We start from the raw sequence: 14319 nt of genomic DNA, 5'->3' as shown, positions 1-14319 counted from the left end.
CAGATGAAGCAGATGCTCAAATCCTGCACGGCATTGACCCTGACGCTCGGCCTTGTCGCACCGGCCTTCGCGCAGGAGCCGCTGAAGGAGCTCGGCAAGGGCGAAGGCGAACTCTCCATCGTCGCCTGGGCCGGCTACATCGAGCGCGGCGAGACCGACAAGGCCTACGACTGGGTCACGGATTTCGAAAAGCAGACGGGCTGCAAGGTCTCGGTGAAGACCGCCGCCACCTCCGACGAAATGGTGGCGCTGATGAACGAAGGCGGCTTCGACCTCGTTACTGCCTCGGGCGACGCCTCGCTGCGCCTCGTTGCCGGCAAGCGCGTCCAGCCTGTTAACACCGACCTCATCCCGAGCTGGAAGACGATCGACGAGCGCATGCAGAACGCTCCCTGGTACACGGTCAACGGCGTGCACTACGGCACGCCCTACGTCTGGGGCCCGAACGTGCTGATGTACAACACCGAAGCCTTCAAGGGCGAAGCGCCGAAGAGCTGGAATGTCGTCTTCGAGGAAATGAACCTGCCCGACGGCAAGTCCAACAAGGGCCGCGTCCAGGCCTATGACGGCCCGATCCATGTGGCCGATGCCGCCAACTACCTGATGAAGCACAAGCCGGAACTCGGCATCAAGGATCCCTACGAGCTCAACGAAGACCAGTACAAGGCAGCCCTTGAACTGCTGCGCGGCCAGCGCAAGCTCGTCGGCCGCTACTGGCACGACGCGATGATCCAGATCGACGACTTCAAGAACGAAGGCGTCGTGGCCTCCGGCTCCTGGCCGTTCCAGGTCAACCTGATGGAAGCCGAAAAGCTGCCGATCGCCTCGACCATTCCGGAAGAAGGCGTAACCGGATGGGCGGATACCACCATGCTGCACGCCGACAGCCAGCATCCGAACTGCGCCTATATGTGGATGGAGCACTCGCTGTCGCCGAAGGTCCAGGGTGACGTTTCCGCCTGGTTCGGCGCCAACCCGTCCGTCGGGGCTGCCTGCAAGGGCAACGAACTCCTGACCGACGCCGGCTGCAAGACCAACGGCTACGAGGACTTCGACAAGGTCAAGTTCTGGAAGACGCCTGTCAGCAAGTGCGAAAGCCAGGGCGAATGCGTGCCCTATCACCGCTGGGTCTCCGACTATATCGGCGTGATCGGCGGCCGGTAAGCCGTCGCGACATATTGCAAGCATCGCCCCTCACCTTGGGCCCTCTCCCCACGCGGGGAGAGGGAACGCCCCCGGCAAACCCGCAGGGCGTGACCTTGAGGCAAGACGCCCGCCGCACGTCCCCTTCGCCCCGCAAGCGGGGAGAAGGTGCCCGGCAGGGCGGATGAGGGGCCTTCCCTCACCGCGGGGATGAGGGGCTAAACTTCCCGGAGTAACTTGAATGACCACCGCCGTTCTCTTCGACAATGTTTCCCGCCACTTCGGCGCCGTGCGCGCCGTCGACGGCGTGAACCTCGAGATTGCCGAGGGCGAGTTCTTCGCCATGCTCGGCCCCTCGGGCTCGGGCAAGACCACCTGCCTGCGCCTGATGGCCGGCTTCGAGCAGCCGACCGGCGGCCATATCGAGATCTTCGGTGAAACCGCCGAGGGCGTGCCTCCCTATCGCCGCAGCGTCAACACGGTCTTCCAGGACTACGCCCTCTTCCCGCATCTCTCGATCCTCGACAACGTCGCCTACGGGCTGATGGTCAAGGGTGTCGGCCGCGAAGAACGCCGCAAGGCCGCCGAAGACGCGCTCGCCATGGTCAAGCTGCCGGGCTACGGCACCCGCCGCCCGGGCCAGCTCTCGGGCGGCCAGCGCCAGCGCGTGGCGCTTGCCCGCGCGCTCGTCAACAAGCCCAAGGTGCTGCTCCTCGACGAACCGCTCGGCGCGCTCGACCTGAAGCTGCGCGAGCAGATGCAGGAGGAATTGAAGAGCCTGCAGAAATCGCTCGGCATCACCTTCGTCTTCGTCACCCATGACCAGGGCGAGGCGCTGTCGATGGCCGATCGCATCGCCGTCTTCAACGACGGTCGCATCCAGCAGCTCGGCCGCCCGGAGGACGTCTACAAGCAGCCGAAGACGCGCTTTGTTGCCGATTTCGTCGGCTCGTCCAACGTCCTTCCCGCCAAGCTTTGCCAGCGCCTCGGCTTGAAGGCGCCGTCGGCCAGCCTGCGTCCCGAGGCGATCGCCATCGCAGCGCCGGCAAATGGCGCACTCAGCCTCTCCGGCACCGTCGCCGCCCACAGTTTCCTCGGCGCCGTCAACCGTGTCGTCGTCGATGTCGATGGCGCCCGCGTCGCCGTTGCCAGCCCCGCAGCGCTCGCCGTGCCTGAACTCGGCAGCCCCGTCATCATCAGCTTTGACGCCAACGAGCTGCACCCGATGGAGGACGCATGACCGCCTTTGCCGAACCCATCGCTCTGCCGGAGCGCCGCGGCCCTGCCGGCCGCCTGTCGGACTTCTTCTGGAAGCACCCGTATCTGCTCTTGACGATCATGCTCGCGCCGCCGCTGCTCTGGCTCGGCATCGTCTATCTCGGCTCGCTCTTTGCGCTTCTGCTGCAGAGCTTCTTCTCGATCGACGACTTCTCGGGCCTGATCAACTACGAGTTCACGCTGGCAACCTATCGCCAACTCCTCAGCGAAACCAATCTCGACATCATCCTGCGCACGGTGCTGATGGCCGCGACCGTCACGCTCGCCTCCGCCGTCATCGCCTTCCCGATCGCCTACTACGCGGCGCGTTACGCGCAGGGCAAATGGAAGGTGCTCTTCTACCTCGGCGTCATGCTGCCTCTCTGGTCGAGCTATCTGGTCAAGATCTACGCCTGGAAGCTGATCCTTGCCAAGGAAGGCATCCTCACCTGGTTCTTCGAAAAGCTGCATCTCATGTGGCTGCTCGACGCCTGGCTGGCACTGCCCGTGGTCGGCGGCAACTCGCTCTCGGTCAGCTACACCGGCACATTCATCGTCTTCGTCTATGTCTGGCTGCCCTTCATGATCCTGCCGATCCAGGCAGCGCTCGAACGGGTTCCCGGAAACCTGATCGAGGCGTCCTCGGATCTCGGCGGCACGCCGGCCCAGACCTTCCGCTTCGTGCTCTTTCCGCTGGCGCTCCCCGGCATCGTCGCCGGATCGATCTTCACCTTCTCGCTGACACTCGGCGACTACATCATCCCGCAGATCGTCGGCTCGTCGCGCCTCTTCATCGGCCAGGCGGTCTATGCCCAGCAGGGAACCGCCGGCAACATCCCGCTCGCCGCCGCCTTCACCGTGGTGCCGATCGTCATCATGGGCGCCTACCTCTTTGTCGCCAAACGCATGGGGGCCTTCGATGCGCTCTGATCGCCTCAACCGCTCGCCGATGGGCCTGAAGATTGCGGCCGGCGTCGGCCTCGCCTTCCTGCACCTGCCGATCCTCCTGATCTTCCTCTATGCGTTCACGACCGAGGAAAAGAGCTACCAGTTCCCGCCGCCGGGGCTGACGACACAGTGGTTTGCCGTTGCCTGGAACCGGCCCGACGTCTGGGCGGCGCTGACGCTGTCGGTCAAGGTCGCCTCGATCGCGACCGCCGTGGCGCTGGTGCTCGGCACGCTTTGTGCGGCCGCCGTCAGCCAGACGCGCTTCTTCGGCCGTGAGACGATCTCGCTGCTCGTCATCCTGCCGATCGCACTTCCCGGCATCATCACCGGAATTGCGCTGCGCTCCGCCTTCTCGATGGCCGATATCCCCTTCTCGTTCTGGACCATCGTGCTCGGCCACGCGACCTTCTGCATCGTCGTCGTCTACAACAATGCGGTCGCCCGCTTCCGGCGGATTTCCGGCTCGCTGATCGAGGCCTCGATGGACCTCGGCGCCGACGGCTTTCAGACCTTCCGCTACATCATCCTGCCGAACATCGGCACGGCGCTGCTCGCCGGCGGCATGCTCGCCTTCGCGCTGTCCTTCGACGAGGTGATCGTCACCACCTTTACCGCCGGTCAGCAGTCGACGCTGCCGATCTGGATGCTCGAAGAGCTGATCCGCCCGCGCCAGCGGCCGGTGACCAATGTGGTCGCCATGGTCGTGGTGCTCGTCACCTTCCTGCCGATCCTCGGCGCCTACTACCTCACCCGCGACGGCGACCAGATCGCCGGCGCCGGCAAATAACTCGACTTTCAAGGGAGAACAGACATGGACACCCAACTGCTGATCGGATCGCGCTTCGAGGCCGGCACCGAGGCCGACGAACACATCCTGAACCCGCGGACGGGCGGCAAGATCGTCGACCTGCCGGAGGCCTCGCATGCCCAGGTCGAGGCGGCCGTCGACGCGGCTGAAAAGGCCTTCACCAGCTGGTCGCAGACCACGCCCGCCGAGCGCTCCAACTATCTCCTGAAGATCGCCGATGCGATCGAGAAGGATGCCGACGGCTTTGCAGCACTCGAAGCACTCAACTGCGGCAAGCCGATCAACGCGGTGAAGAACGACGAGCTGCCGGCGATCGTCGACTGCTGGCGCTTCTTTGCCGGCGCCGTGCGCAACCTGCACGCCCCGACCGCGGGCGAATATCTGCCGGGCCACACCTCGATGATCCGCCGCGACCCGATCGGCATCGTCGGTTCGATCGCGCCGTGGAACTATCCGCTGATGATGATGGCCTGGAAGCTGGCGCCGGCGATCGCCGGCGGCAACACCGTCGTCTTCAAACCGTCCGAACAGACGCCGCTGACGGCGCTGAAGCTTGCCCGCGTGCTTGCCGATATCCTGCCGGAAGGCGTGGTCAACGTCGTTTCCGGCCGCGGCGAAACCGTCGGCAACGCGCTGATCAACCACCCGAAGATCTCGATGGTCTCGATCACCGGCGATATCGCCACCGGCAAGAAGGTGCTGGCGGCTGCCGCCAAGACCGTCAAGCGCACCCATCTCGAACTCGGCGGCAAGGCACCCGTCATCGTCTATGACGACGCCGATCTCGAAGCGGTCGTCAACGGCATCCGCACCTTCGGCTATTACAATGCCGGCCAGGACTGCACCGCCGCCTGCCGCATCTATGCCGAGGCCGGCATCTACGAAAAGCTCGTCGCCGACCTCACCTCCGCCGTCTCGACCATCCGCTACAATCTCGCCGATGACACCGAAAACGAGATCGGCCCCTTGATCTCGCGCCGTCAGCGCGACCGTGTCGCCAGCTTCGTCGAGCGCGCCGCCGACCAGAAGCACATCGAGATCACCACCGGCGGGGCCGCCGGCAGCGCGGACGGCTTCTTCTTCCAGCCGACGGTTGTGGCCGGCGCCACCCAGGAAGACGAGATCGTGCGCCGCGAAGTCTTCGGCCCTGTTGTCTCCGTTACCCGCTTCACCGGCAAGGACGATGCGATCGCCTGGGCCAATGACAGCGACTATGGCCTTGCCTCCTCCGTCTGGACCAAGGACATCTCCCGGGCGATGAAGGCGGCCTCGCGCCTCCAATACGGCTGCACCTGGATCAACACCCACTTCATGCTGACCAACGAGATGCCGCATGGCGGCGTCAAGCAGTCGGGCTACGGCAAGGACATGTCGGTCTACGCGCTGGAAGACTACACCGCCGTTCGCCACATCATGATCAACCACGGCTGAGGCTTACGCGCCTCTGCCGCACTCGGACAACGCATGCAAACGAACAAACGGGAGGAGTTTGCCATGTACCGTCGTCAATTGCTCCTTGCTGCAGGTGCGCTCGGCTTGAGCGCCCTGGTGCTGCCGCCGGCGGCCCTTGCCGCCGACGCGGCACCGGATGTGGTCGCGGCCTATGTCGCGGCGTGGAACGCCCATGATGCGGGCAAGGCCGCATCCTACTTTGCCGACGACGTCACCTATTACGACGCGTCGGTCGGCAAGCCGGTGACCGGCAAGGATGCCGCCAAGACCGGCGTCATCGACAACTTCCTCAACGCCGTTCCCGATGCCGTCTGGACCATGAAGGGCGACCCGATCGCTAGCGGCGACAAGGTCTCGTTCGAATGGGAGTTCTCCGGCACCAATTCCGGCGCCTGGGCCGACGGCACGGCCGCGACCAACAAGAGCTTCAAGTTCACGGGCGCATCCGTTTTCACGGTCAAGGACGGCAAGATCACCGCCCAGAACGACTATTACGACGCGCTCGGCTTCTACAAGCAGCTCGGACTGATGTGACGTTCATGTTCAATGGGCCTTTCGAACCGCAGGTGAGCGCCTGCGGTTCCGCTCTTCATGCCAATGCCTCGCGAGGAAACACCTGGTGGTTCCTGAGACAACCATATCAAGAATTCGCACAACCGAATGATGAGTCACAGAGTCCAATCCCCCGCGCAAAAGTAGACTGAGAAACTCGATTCGAAGCCGAGACTAGGGTATTGGGTGGGCGGGGATCACGTGGCGGCAGCGCTTGGAAGTGGGTAGATCTGTCCAGCAAAAGTGTGGGCGCCATAATTACAAATCGCGTATTCTTGCGCGGGCATGAAGGAATACACAATGGCGCCAAGTAATAACTCGCTGGATGGATATTTTCCCGAGCTAGACTTTGGCATTGATACCCTTTCATCGCCAGACTTACATCACATAAATGTCTCTGTATTTGATCATTGGCTCAGCCAGGAAGAGGCTGCCGACATTCCGATCATGAGCTATTCGATTGCACACGATGAGGCGATGATGGCTAGTTACCTGCACGGCGAAGAAAAATTTCTTCGGCTCTATCGTTCATTGTCGAAACAAGGCGTCCTATGTAACAGCCCTACGCCGGCGCGCAATTTTGATGAGATCGACGACGAGATTGAACAGATTTTCGTCGATAGTCTCCGAGAGAAACGTGCAATGGACGTGTTTTTTAAAAGTCATGAACTTCGCGTTATCGGCAGATACGATCGGACGGATCTGTTCATTGCCCGAGATCCTGCTTTCCTTGTAAAAATCAGAGAGGAAGTCGCGAAAGCCGGCCTCTTTGTCTTAGCTTAACTGTTCATTGAAACCGTGATGAACACAAACTTTCTAACGAAACGTTGACGCATGAGGACTTCGACGCTGCGAAGCAGCATGAAGGCTGCTTCACCAACGTCGGATTTGACCTGACAAGCGAGTGGGACGCATACGCCCGCCCGAACAAAAAACATGATCGCAAAAGTCATAAAATGACTTGCGTCGACCAAAATCATGAGTAACACGGTCACCTTATGAGTTTCTGACCACGCTCAGAAGGTGTCGCATGTTTGCAGAACGGCGTTCTGTCACCGCTGCAGTTCCGCTGGGACCGTTCCACTGCCGGGTGGCGCGATGACGGTTGCCATCTCCGAAGCGGTGGTCGAGACCGGCGGCCCCAAGGCACTCTCGGCGGCCTTTGCCGGCACCCATGCCTGGTGCAACGAGAAAATGGTGCTCTCGGACGAGCTTTCCGACGGCATGGCACTGCCGGACTTCTTTGCGTCCGGCGCCTTCGACCGGGCGCTCGATGTCTACACGGAGAAATCCGGCGCCAGCGATCGCCGTGCTGTCGCCTCCATGTGGTCGCTCTACTATTTTTCGAGCCTCACCATTCCCTATCTGGTGGCGCGCGTGCTTGACCATCAGGTGCTGCCCGTCGCCTTCGACCGGATGAAGGTGGCGCTCGCAGAAGATGGCCTTCCGCGAACCTTCGGTGTCGCCACATCGGGCGACTGGCAGCAAGCGGACGACAGCGACGTGTTCGCCACGCTTGCCCCCCTGATGCAGGGGCATCTGCGCGAGGTCGTCGGCTATCTCAAGTCCGTCGGCGGCATCGCCCCGAAGCTCGCCTGGAACAATGCCCTCGTCTACATCGACTACGCGCTGCGCGCCTCCGGCATCGAGCCGCTGAATGCCCAGGCCGATGCGCTGATCGGCAGCAAGTCCCTGCCGGACGGAACGCCCAATCCCTTCTTCGATTGCCTGCGCCATGAGGAAGAAGACGGCGCCCGCGTCTGCCGGCGCAAGATCTGCTGCCTGCGCTATCTGTTGCCAGGCGTCCCAAGCTGCGGCAGCCTGTGCGCCCTCCCAAGCCAAAGGAACCAATAGGTTTTGTCTTCCCGCTTCCGCTTCCCGGCCGTCCTGCGGCCGATGCTCGTTCTCCTTGCCGCCCTGCTCTTTGCCGCTGCGGCCCGCGCCGAAGGCAATTGGCCGATGACCGTCACCGACGCGACGGGCCGCGAGGTGACGATACCGGCAAAGCCGAAGGCGATCCTGCTTGGAAGCGGCTTCAATCTCGTCCCGCTGTCGCTCATTCATCCCGATCCCGTCAGCCTGCTCGCCGGCTGGTCCGGCGACATGAAGACCGACAATCCCGAGATCTACGAGAGCTTCCGGCGCAAGTTTCCTGCGATCGCCGAGGTGCCGCAGATCGACGATGGAACCGGCCCGGGCCTCTCCTTCGAGACGCTGCTGACGGTGAAGGCCGATCTCGCGCTGCTCAACAACTGGCAATCCGACACCGAGTCCGGCAGGCGCGCCATCGAGTATCTGACCAGCATCGGCGTGCCCGTGGTGGTCGTCGACTTCTACAACGACGCGCTGACGGGTACGCCGCGCATGATGCGCCTGCTCGGCCGGATCCTCGAACGGGAGGACCAGGCCGAAGCCTTTGCCCGGCTCTATGAGGACAAGCTCGCGCTGATCCGCTCGCGCATCGCCGCCAAGCCGGAGCCGCGCCCGCTGGTGCTGATGGACGCCTTCCCCCAGCCCGACCGCTGTTGCTGGGCCTATGGCACCGGTGGCCTCGGCGAGTTCCTGACGGTGGCCGGCGGCCGCAACTTCGCCGAAGGCGTGCTGCCGCGGCCGGGCGGCATCGTCAACGCCGAGGCGATCATGGCCGCCAATCCGGACATCTATATCGCCACCTCCTCGCCTGGCGGCAAATACGGCACGCTCTCGATCGGCCCCGGCGTCAGCGAAGACGAAGCCCGCGAGACGCTCGCCCGCACGATCGAGGCACCGGCCCTTGCGAGCATCCGCGCCGTGCAGGAGAAGCGCGTGCACGGTCTCTGGAACTTCTTCAACACGATCCCGCTCAACATCGTCGCGGCGGAAGCCTTCGCCACCTGGATCCGGCCGGACCTCTTTGGCGATCTCGATCCGAAGAAGAGCCTTGCCGAGATCAACGAACGTTTCGCCGCCGTGCCGTTCGAGGGCACCTACTGGGTGGACCTGACGCCGGCGAAGTAGAGCCCTTGCGCTCGATCGGCGGTGTCACGCCGGATGCGACGTCCCGCGCCCGTGCGAGTGCATGCATGCGCGGCGGTGTCACGCCTGTTCACCAATTCGTCAGGGGGCTTCCTTTCGTCAGACGTCCCGGCGTGTTGCCAGTCGATGCCCACCCTATATAAAGGCCAGGTGGTGTAGCGCGCCGTTCCCACAAGGCGAGCGTCGCTCTAACGCTTTGATCGGCTGCATGATTTCTCTCTTGCGTCGGATCCGATTCAAGGAATGATGCGGGGTGAGGAGGATCTTGATGCTGTGGTTGATCGCGTTACCGTTGGGCCTTGTGGTCGTGTACCTGGCAGCACGTTTCAGCCGCTTTCGCCAATGGGCCGAACCGATCCTTTCCGTTGCCGTGGCGCTCGGCCTGCTCGTCGCCTTCATCATCTGGTTTGCCGACCGCGACGGCCGCACGCCCGCAGCACCCGAACCGGCTCCGACGACGCAGCCCGCCGGCCTCACCGCCGCCGATGTCGCCCTGGACGGCCTCACCTTCGAGCAGAGCCAGCCGGAGCGGAGCTTCCGGCTGCGCGGCACGGTGACGAACAAGGGCTCGCAGCTGCTTGAGTATTTCCGTCTGGCGGTCACGCTGGAAAACTGCCCTGACGGCAATTGCGAGACGATCGGCAACGACACCGCGCTGATCCTTGCGCGCGTGCCGGCAGGACAGAGCCGGTCGTTCGAAACCTTCCTCACCTTCCCCAACCGCGAGGGCGAAAGCCTGACGGCGCCGAAATGGACAACCGAGATCCGGGAAGTTCGCGGCGCCAACCGGTGACAACAGGCGCGGGACGGAAGCAGGTGAGCGGTAGCACCCACCTGCCCGCGCCCGATCGTCAAGCGGCCGCCGGGCGCTGCAGCGCTTCGACGAGCGCGGCCGTCGTCGTCACGTCGGCGAATTCCGCCCGCAAGGTGGCCACATGGGCGCGGTGGATCTCGCGCGCGGAAATCACTTCACCCTCGCCATCCGGCTGGTCGAAGCAGTCGCAGGCATCCTCGACGAGGATCATGCGGTAGCCGAGATTGGCGCCGACCCGCACCGAGGTCGACACGCACATGTCCGTCGAAATGCCGAAGGCAACAACCGTGTCGACGCCGAGGCGGCGCAGACGCAGGTCGAGATCGGTGCCGATAAAGGCGGCGTTGACTCCCTTGGTAACAAGCGCTTCATCGCCCACTGGCCCGAAGCCGGGCCGGAAGCTGTTGCCGGGCGCGCCAAGCGATAGTGTCGAGCCGGGCATGACGCTGTCGTGGCGCACGTGAATGACCGGCCGGCCGCTGGCCCGCCAGGCGGCAAGGAGCGCAAGACCCTTCCGGTCGACGGCATCATTCCAGCGGCGTGGCCACGGCGCGTGATCAAAGGCCTGCTGCATGTCGATCGGCAGCAGCACGGCGTTATCGGGAACAGTCAGTCTGGTCATGGCAAGGCTCCTTCGTTGCGAAAAGACGCTAGCTCGCCTATCGTCCGGTTTCACTGGACATGATGACGCCTGACCGGACGAATGTCCGGATTTGGCAGGATGGAGGCGACGTTTTGACGGAAATCGATGAAAAGGATCGCCTGCTGCTGGCGGCGCTGCGGCAGGATTCGCGCCAGAGCCTGGTGGCGCTCGCCCGCCACAGCGGGCTTTCGCGCAGTGCCGCCCATGATCGCCTCAGACGGCTGGAAGCAAAGGGCGTGATTGCCGGCTACACCATTCGTCTGGGTGTCGCCGAGGAGAGCCCGACCGTCAAGTCGCTGATCGCCATCACCTTCCAGCCCGGCAAGAACTGCGACCATATCGTTCCGCACCTCTCGGCCATGCCGCCCATCGTCACCTGCTGGTCGCTCGCCGGCGCCACCGACCTGATGGTGCTGGTCGAATGCGCCTCCAACGGCGACCTTGATACGATCCGCCGCCAGATCTCGATCATCCCCGACGTCGCCACCGTACAGACGCATGTGGCGCTGCGCACGCATTTCGACCGGCGGGACTGACGCGACCAGTCCATCGCGTGCCGCCCACCGGAACCGGTCAGGGCCGGCTGATTTCGTCGAGATACCAGTGGATGTAGCGCAGCTCGTTATGCTCCATCGGCGCGATCGGGCCCGGCACGAAATAGTGCGAGCGCACGCCGCGCGACGTGTGTTCGATGATCGCCTTGTCTTCCTCGGTCGTCACGTTCCACAGCCACGTCAGCCGGTCGAGTTCGTAGTCCCGCCCCTCCTCTCCCTTGGCGTCGACCAGCCAGATCAGTTCCATCTCCGAGGTCTCGGCGGTCTTCGGAATGAAACGATAGATCATGCCGTGGTCGGGATAGCAGACGAGGAATGTGGTGCCGCCGAGATGGATGGAGGTGACGCCGCCGTCGAAATCGGAAAAGCGCCCCATCAGCGTGCTCAGCGCCTGCCCGTCCTTGCTGCCGGTCTTGGCGCCGTCATAGAGCGGATAGCGGAAGGCATGCACCGCCTCCTTGCCTCCGGCCGAAGTCTGCCAGTGATTGCCGGAGCCGACCTCGATGCCGAGTTCGCAGGTACGCGCCTCCATCCGGGCGTTCAGTTCCTCGATCATGTGCAGCGGCTGCTCCAGCGCGTGCGTCTGCGAATACTCCGGATGCGCCGGGCCGCAATGATAGCACTCGACATAGTTCTCGACCGCGAGCTTCCAGTTGGCCTCGACCGGATAGGTCTGGCGATGGGCGATCTTCGCCGAGCCCCAGCCATATTGGCCGCAGGTCGCGTGCAGCAGATGTTCGACATCGGAGAAGTCGAGAGGGACATCGGCGAAGGAGATGAAGATCAGGCCTTCAACCACGCGCACATGCAGCTTCTTCAGCCCGTGATCCTCGCGCCTGAAATCCTTCGGCATCAGCCGTGCTGCCTTGAGCGCCCCGTCATTGCCATAGGTCCACGCATGATAGGGGCAGACGAAGGCACGGGCATTGCCCTTGTCCTTGGTGCAGACCTCAGCCCCGCGATGGCGGCAGACATTGAGCATCGCATGGATTTCGCCGCTTGCCGTGCGCGTGACGATCACCTGCTCGGACGCCATGCGAAAGACCTCGAAATCATTGGCGTTCGGGATCGCACTTTCGTGCGCCACGCAGTGCCAGTGACGGCGAAAGACCCGCTCCAGATCGCGTTCATAGATCTCCGGATCGAGATAGAAGGCGCGGGCAAGCCCATGGCCGGGGCGGTGCGCGGCGACCAGCTGATCGATCCGGTCGCCGGTGACGGTCGTAGTCTTGAGCTCCGAAACGAGCATGGGGCTGAACTCCAAAAACAGAACCGGAAGAACCGCGTTCCGGCGCGCGTGTATTTCGTTCTGAGGCACTGCGATCGCCACGCGTCACCTTCTCCCCGTCTAAACGGGGAGAAGGTGACCGGCGGTCGGATGAGGGGCAGATGCCGCCATCCCCGGGCACACACCACCACCCGCGGTCTCCGGCTGACACCGCAGCCCGCAGCATTTCCTTGCAATCTTTAGAGGACGAGCGACCGGACCCGGCCGCCCGCTGCCTCCGCCTGCAACCCAGGCGGAGGAAACTCAGCAGAAGATCTGGAACTTCTCCCGGATCGCCCTGTCGATCTCAGGCGCGATCACAGAGGGCGCCGCTTCGGCGAGAATGCGGTTCTTCTTCTCGATCGCCTTGGCCACCAGGTCCGGACGGCCGATCTCGACCCATTCCTTCGGGCTCGTGCGGTCGGCGACCGCCGGATAGATGTACTCCGTCTGCATCAGCCCCAGCGTCTGCGGATGACCGAGATAGTGGCCGGGGCCATCGAGGCAGACCGAGCGCATGGTGTCGAGCGAGACGGAATCCTCCGTCACGTCGATGCCGCGGATGCAGCGCTGCACCTGCCCCAGGAGGTCGTCGCCGAGCACCAGCGATTCCAGGCAGAAGCCGAGCAGCGAGGCATGCATGCCGACGGCTTCATAGACCATGTTGAGACCCGAGAGCCCGGCCATGACGTTGGAAATCGCCTGCTCCCAGCCGGCCTGCATGTCCGGCAGCTTGGCGTCTGCAATGCCTGCGGCCGCCCCGCCCGGCAGGCGGTAGAACTGGTGCATCTGCGCGCAGCCAGCCGTCAAAAGCGCCTGTTCGCCGGAGCCGCCGGACATCGCCCCGGTACGAAGATCCGAGACGAAGGGCCAGGTGCCGAAGACCGCCGGGTGCCCGGGCGCCATGGCGTTGACATAGACGACGCCCGCCAAACATTCGGCAACCGCCTGCACGATCGCGGTTGCAAGCGGCGCCGGCGCCGTCGCCCCGGCCTGCCCCGCCGACAGCAGCAGGATCGGCATCCCGGCGCGGATGCACTTCTCCATGGTGATGCAGCTTTCCTCGGCAAACTTCATCGGCGGCACGACGAAGCAGTTCGAGTTGGAAACGAAGGGCCGCGTCCGCCACTTGTCCTCGCCACCGGCGATCATGTGGATGAGATCGAAGCAGCCGTCGACATGCGAGGGATCGGAAAAGCTGGTTCCGACATGTTTGGTCGTGCCGGCGCAGCAGGCATAGAGCGTGTTGACGTCCATCAGAAAATTGTCGGCGACGTCGCGACAGACCATGGCGCGCTGGAAGAAATGCACATTGTCGAGATGGTGCACGAGCTGCGCAGCGTTCAAGAGGTCCTTGGCGGTCGATTCGCGATATTCACGCTTCTCGACGTCGACGATGTGCACCGCCGCACCGGCCGTGCCGTAATAGACGCGGGTGCCGGAGAGCTCGAGGTCCTGCTTCGGATCGCGGGCATGAAGCGTGATGTCGCGCGCGGCGATCGCAAGCATGTCCTCGACCAGCGCCCGGGGAAAACGGATGCGTCCGTCATCGCCAAGAATGGCCCCGGCGCCGGTCATGATCTCGACGCCCGACTTCGGCGCATTGGCAAGGCCGATCTGCTCCAGCGCATCGAGTGCCGCCTCGTGGATGCGCCGCACCCCGGCATCTGTCAGCGGCTTGTACTGCCCGCCGGAAAGCCCCGGTCGCACCGGCCGGATGTTTTCCGCCAGCGGTGCTGCGCGCAACGCCACCCGCGCCGCCCGCCCGCCGGATCGTCTCGAAGCCGCAACTGCGCAATCGTCAGCCATCATCATCTCCCAATGGGGCGTTGCCCCTCATCCGCGCGGTGAGGGGCAGCCACAAAA

General features: G+C 63.8%; 14 protein-coding genes. 11 read left to right on the top strand and 3 right to left on the bottom strand.

The window, feature by feature from the left end; translation table 11 throughout:
- Nucleotides 1-3 precede the first annotated feature (3 nt).
- The 10 genes from C1A35_RS03455 (at nucleotide 4) to C1A35_RS03405 (ending at nucleotide 9968) form a co-directional block, all read left to right on the top strand.
- Nucleotides 4-1164, top strand: coding sequence for an ABC transporter substrate-binding protein (locus C1A35_RS03455; protein ID WP_104662972.1), 1161 nt, complete (start codon nucleotides 4-6; stop codon nucleotides 1162-1164).
- A 220-nt stretch (nucleotides 1165-1384) separates the two neighbouring features.
- Entirely contained in the window at nucleotides 1385-2383 is a 999-nt protein-coding gene (locus tag C1A35_RS03450; RefSeq protein ID WP_104662971.1) for an ABC transporter ATP-binding protein, read from the top strand.
- Nucleotides 2380-3330 (top strand): ABC transporter permease, encoded by a 951-nt coding sequence (locus C1A35_RS03445; protein ID WP_104662970.1) that lies wholly within the window; start codon nucleotides 2380-2382, stop codon nucleotides 3328-3330. The genes C1A35_RS03450 and C1A35_RS03445 overlap by 4 nt, the downstream gene beginning before the upstream one ends.
- Entirely contained in the window at nucleotides 3320-4135 is an 816-nt protein-coding gene (locus C1A35_RS03440) for an ABC transporter permease (RefSeq protein ID WP_104662969.1), read from the top strand. Before C1A35_RS03445 ends, C1A35_RS03440 begins: the two co-directional genes overlap by 11 nt.
- Before the next feature lie 24 nt (nucleotides 4136-4159).
- Nucleotides 4160-5587 carry a gamma-aminobutyraldehyde dehydrogenase gene (locus C1A35_RS03435; protein ID WP_104662968.1) on the top strand — a complete coding sequence of 476 codons (1428 nt, stop codon included), beginning with the start codon at nucleotides 4160-4162 and terminating at the stop codon, nucleotides 5585-5587.
- A 33-nt stretch (nucleotides 5588-5620) separates the two neighbouring features.
- On the top strand, nucleotides 5621-6142 hold the full coding sequence (locus C1A35_RS03430) for an ester cyclase (RefSeq protein ID WP_234822723.1): 522 nt from the start codon (nucleotides 5621-5623) through the stop codon (nucleotides 6140-6142).
- Between the two features lie 318 nt (nucleotides 6143-6460).
- Nucleotides 6461-6943, top strand: a complete 483-nt coding sequence (locus C1A35_RS03425; RefSeq protein ID WP_104662966.1) for a hypothetical protein — start codon at nucleotides 6461-6463, stop codon at nucleotides 6941-6943.
- Between the two features lie 315 nt (nucleotides 6944-7258).
- Nucleotides 7259-8014: a siderophore-iron reductase FhuF gene (gene fhuF, locus C1A35_RS03415; protein ID WP_104662964.1), complete on the top strand. Its 756-nt coding sequence runs from the start codon at nucleotides 7259-7261 to the stop codon at nucleotides 8012-8014.
- A 42-nt stretch (nucleotides 8015-8056) separates the two neighbouring features.
- Nucleotides 8057-9157: an ABC transporter substrate-binding protein gene (locus tag C1A35_RS03410; protein WP_104663417.1), complete on the top strand. Its 1101-nt coding sequence runs from the start codon at nucleotides 8057-8059 to the stop codon at nucleotides 9155-9157.
- 286 nt (nucleotides 9158-9443) lie between these two features.
- Nucleotides 9444-9968 (top strand): hypothetical protein, encoded by a 525-nt coding sequence (locus C1A35_RS03405; RefSeq protein WP_104662963.1) that lies wholly within the window; start codon nucleotides 9444-9446, stop codon nucleotides 9966-9968.
- Between the two features lie 58 nt (nucleotides 9969-10026).
- Here C1A35_RS03405 and C1A35_RS03400 read toward each other — a convergent pair whose 3' ends face one another.
- Nucleotides 10027-10611, bottom strand: a complete 585-nt coding sequence (locus C1A35_RS03400) for a cysteine hydrolase family protein (RefSeq protein ID WP_104662962.1) — start codon at nucleotides 10609-10611, stop codon at nucleotides 10027-10029.
- Nucleotides 10612-10724: 113 nt separating this feature from the next.
- Between C1A35_RS03400 and C1A35_RS03395 the strand changes: the two genes are divergently transcribed.
- Nucleotides 10725-11168 (top strand): Lrp/AsnC family transcriptional regulator, encoded by a 444-nt coding sequence (locus C1A35_RS03395; protein ID WP_234822722.1) that lies wholly within the window; start codon nucleotides 10725-10727, stop codon nucleotides 11166-11168.
- A gap of 37 nt (nucleotides 11169-11205) precedes the next feature.
- Here the strand turns inward: C1A35_RS03395 and C1A35_RS03390 are convergent, their stop codons facing one another.
- On the bottom strand, nucleotides 11206-12435 hold the full coding sequence (locus tag C1A35_RS03390) for an aromatic ring-hydroxylating oxygenase subunit alpha (RefSeq protein WP_104663416.1): 1230 nt from the start codon (nucleotides 12433-12435) through the stop codon (nucleotides 11206-11208).
- A 282-nt stretch (nucleotides 12436-12717) separates the two neighbouring features.
- Nucleotides 12718-14262 (bottom strand): trimethylamine methyltransferase family protein, encoded by a 1545-nt coding sequence (locus C1A35_RS03385; RefSeq protein WP_199772849.1) that lies wholly within the window; start codon nucleotides 14260-14262, stop codon nucleotides 12718-12720.
- Nucleotides 14263-14319: the final 57 nt, after the last annotated feature.

Source organism: Ensifer adhaerens, assembly GCF_002940685.1.
Lineage (GTDB): Bacteria > Pseudomonadota > Alphaproteobacteria > Rhizobiales > Rhizobiaceae > Ensifer > Ensifer adhaerens_E.
This window is presented reverse-complemented; position numbering and strand designations above follow the sequence as displayed.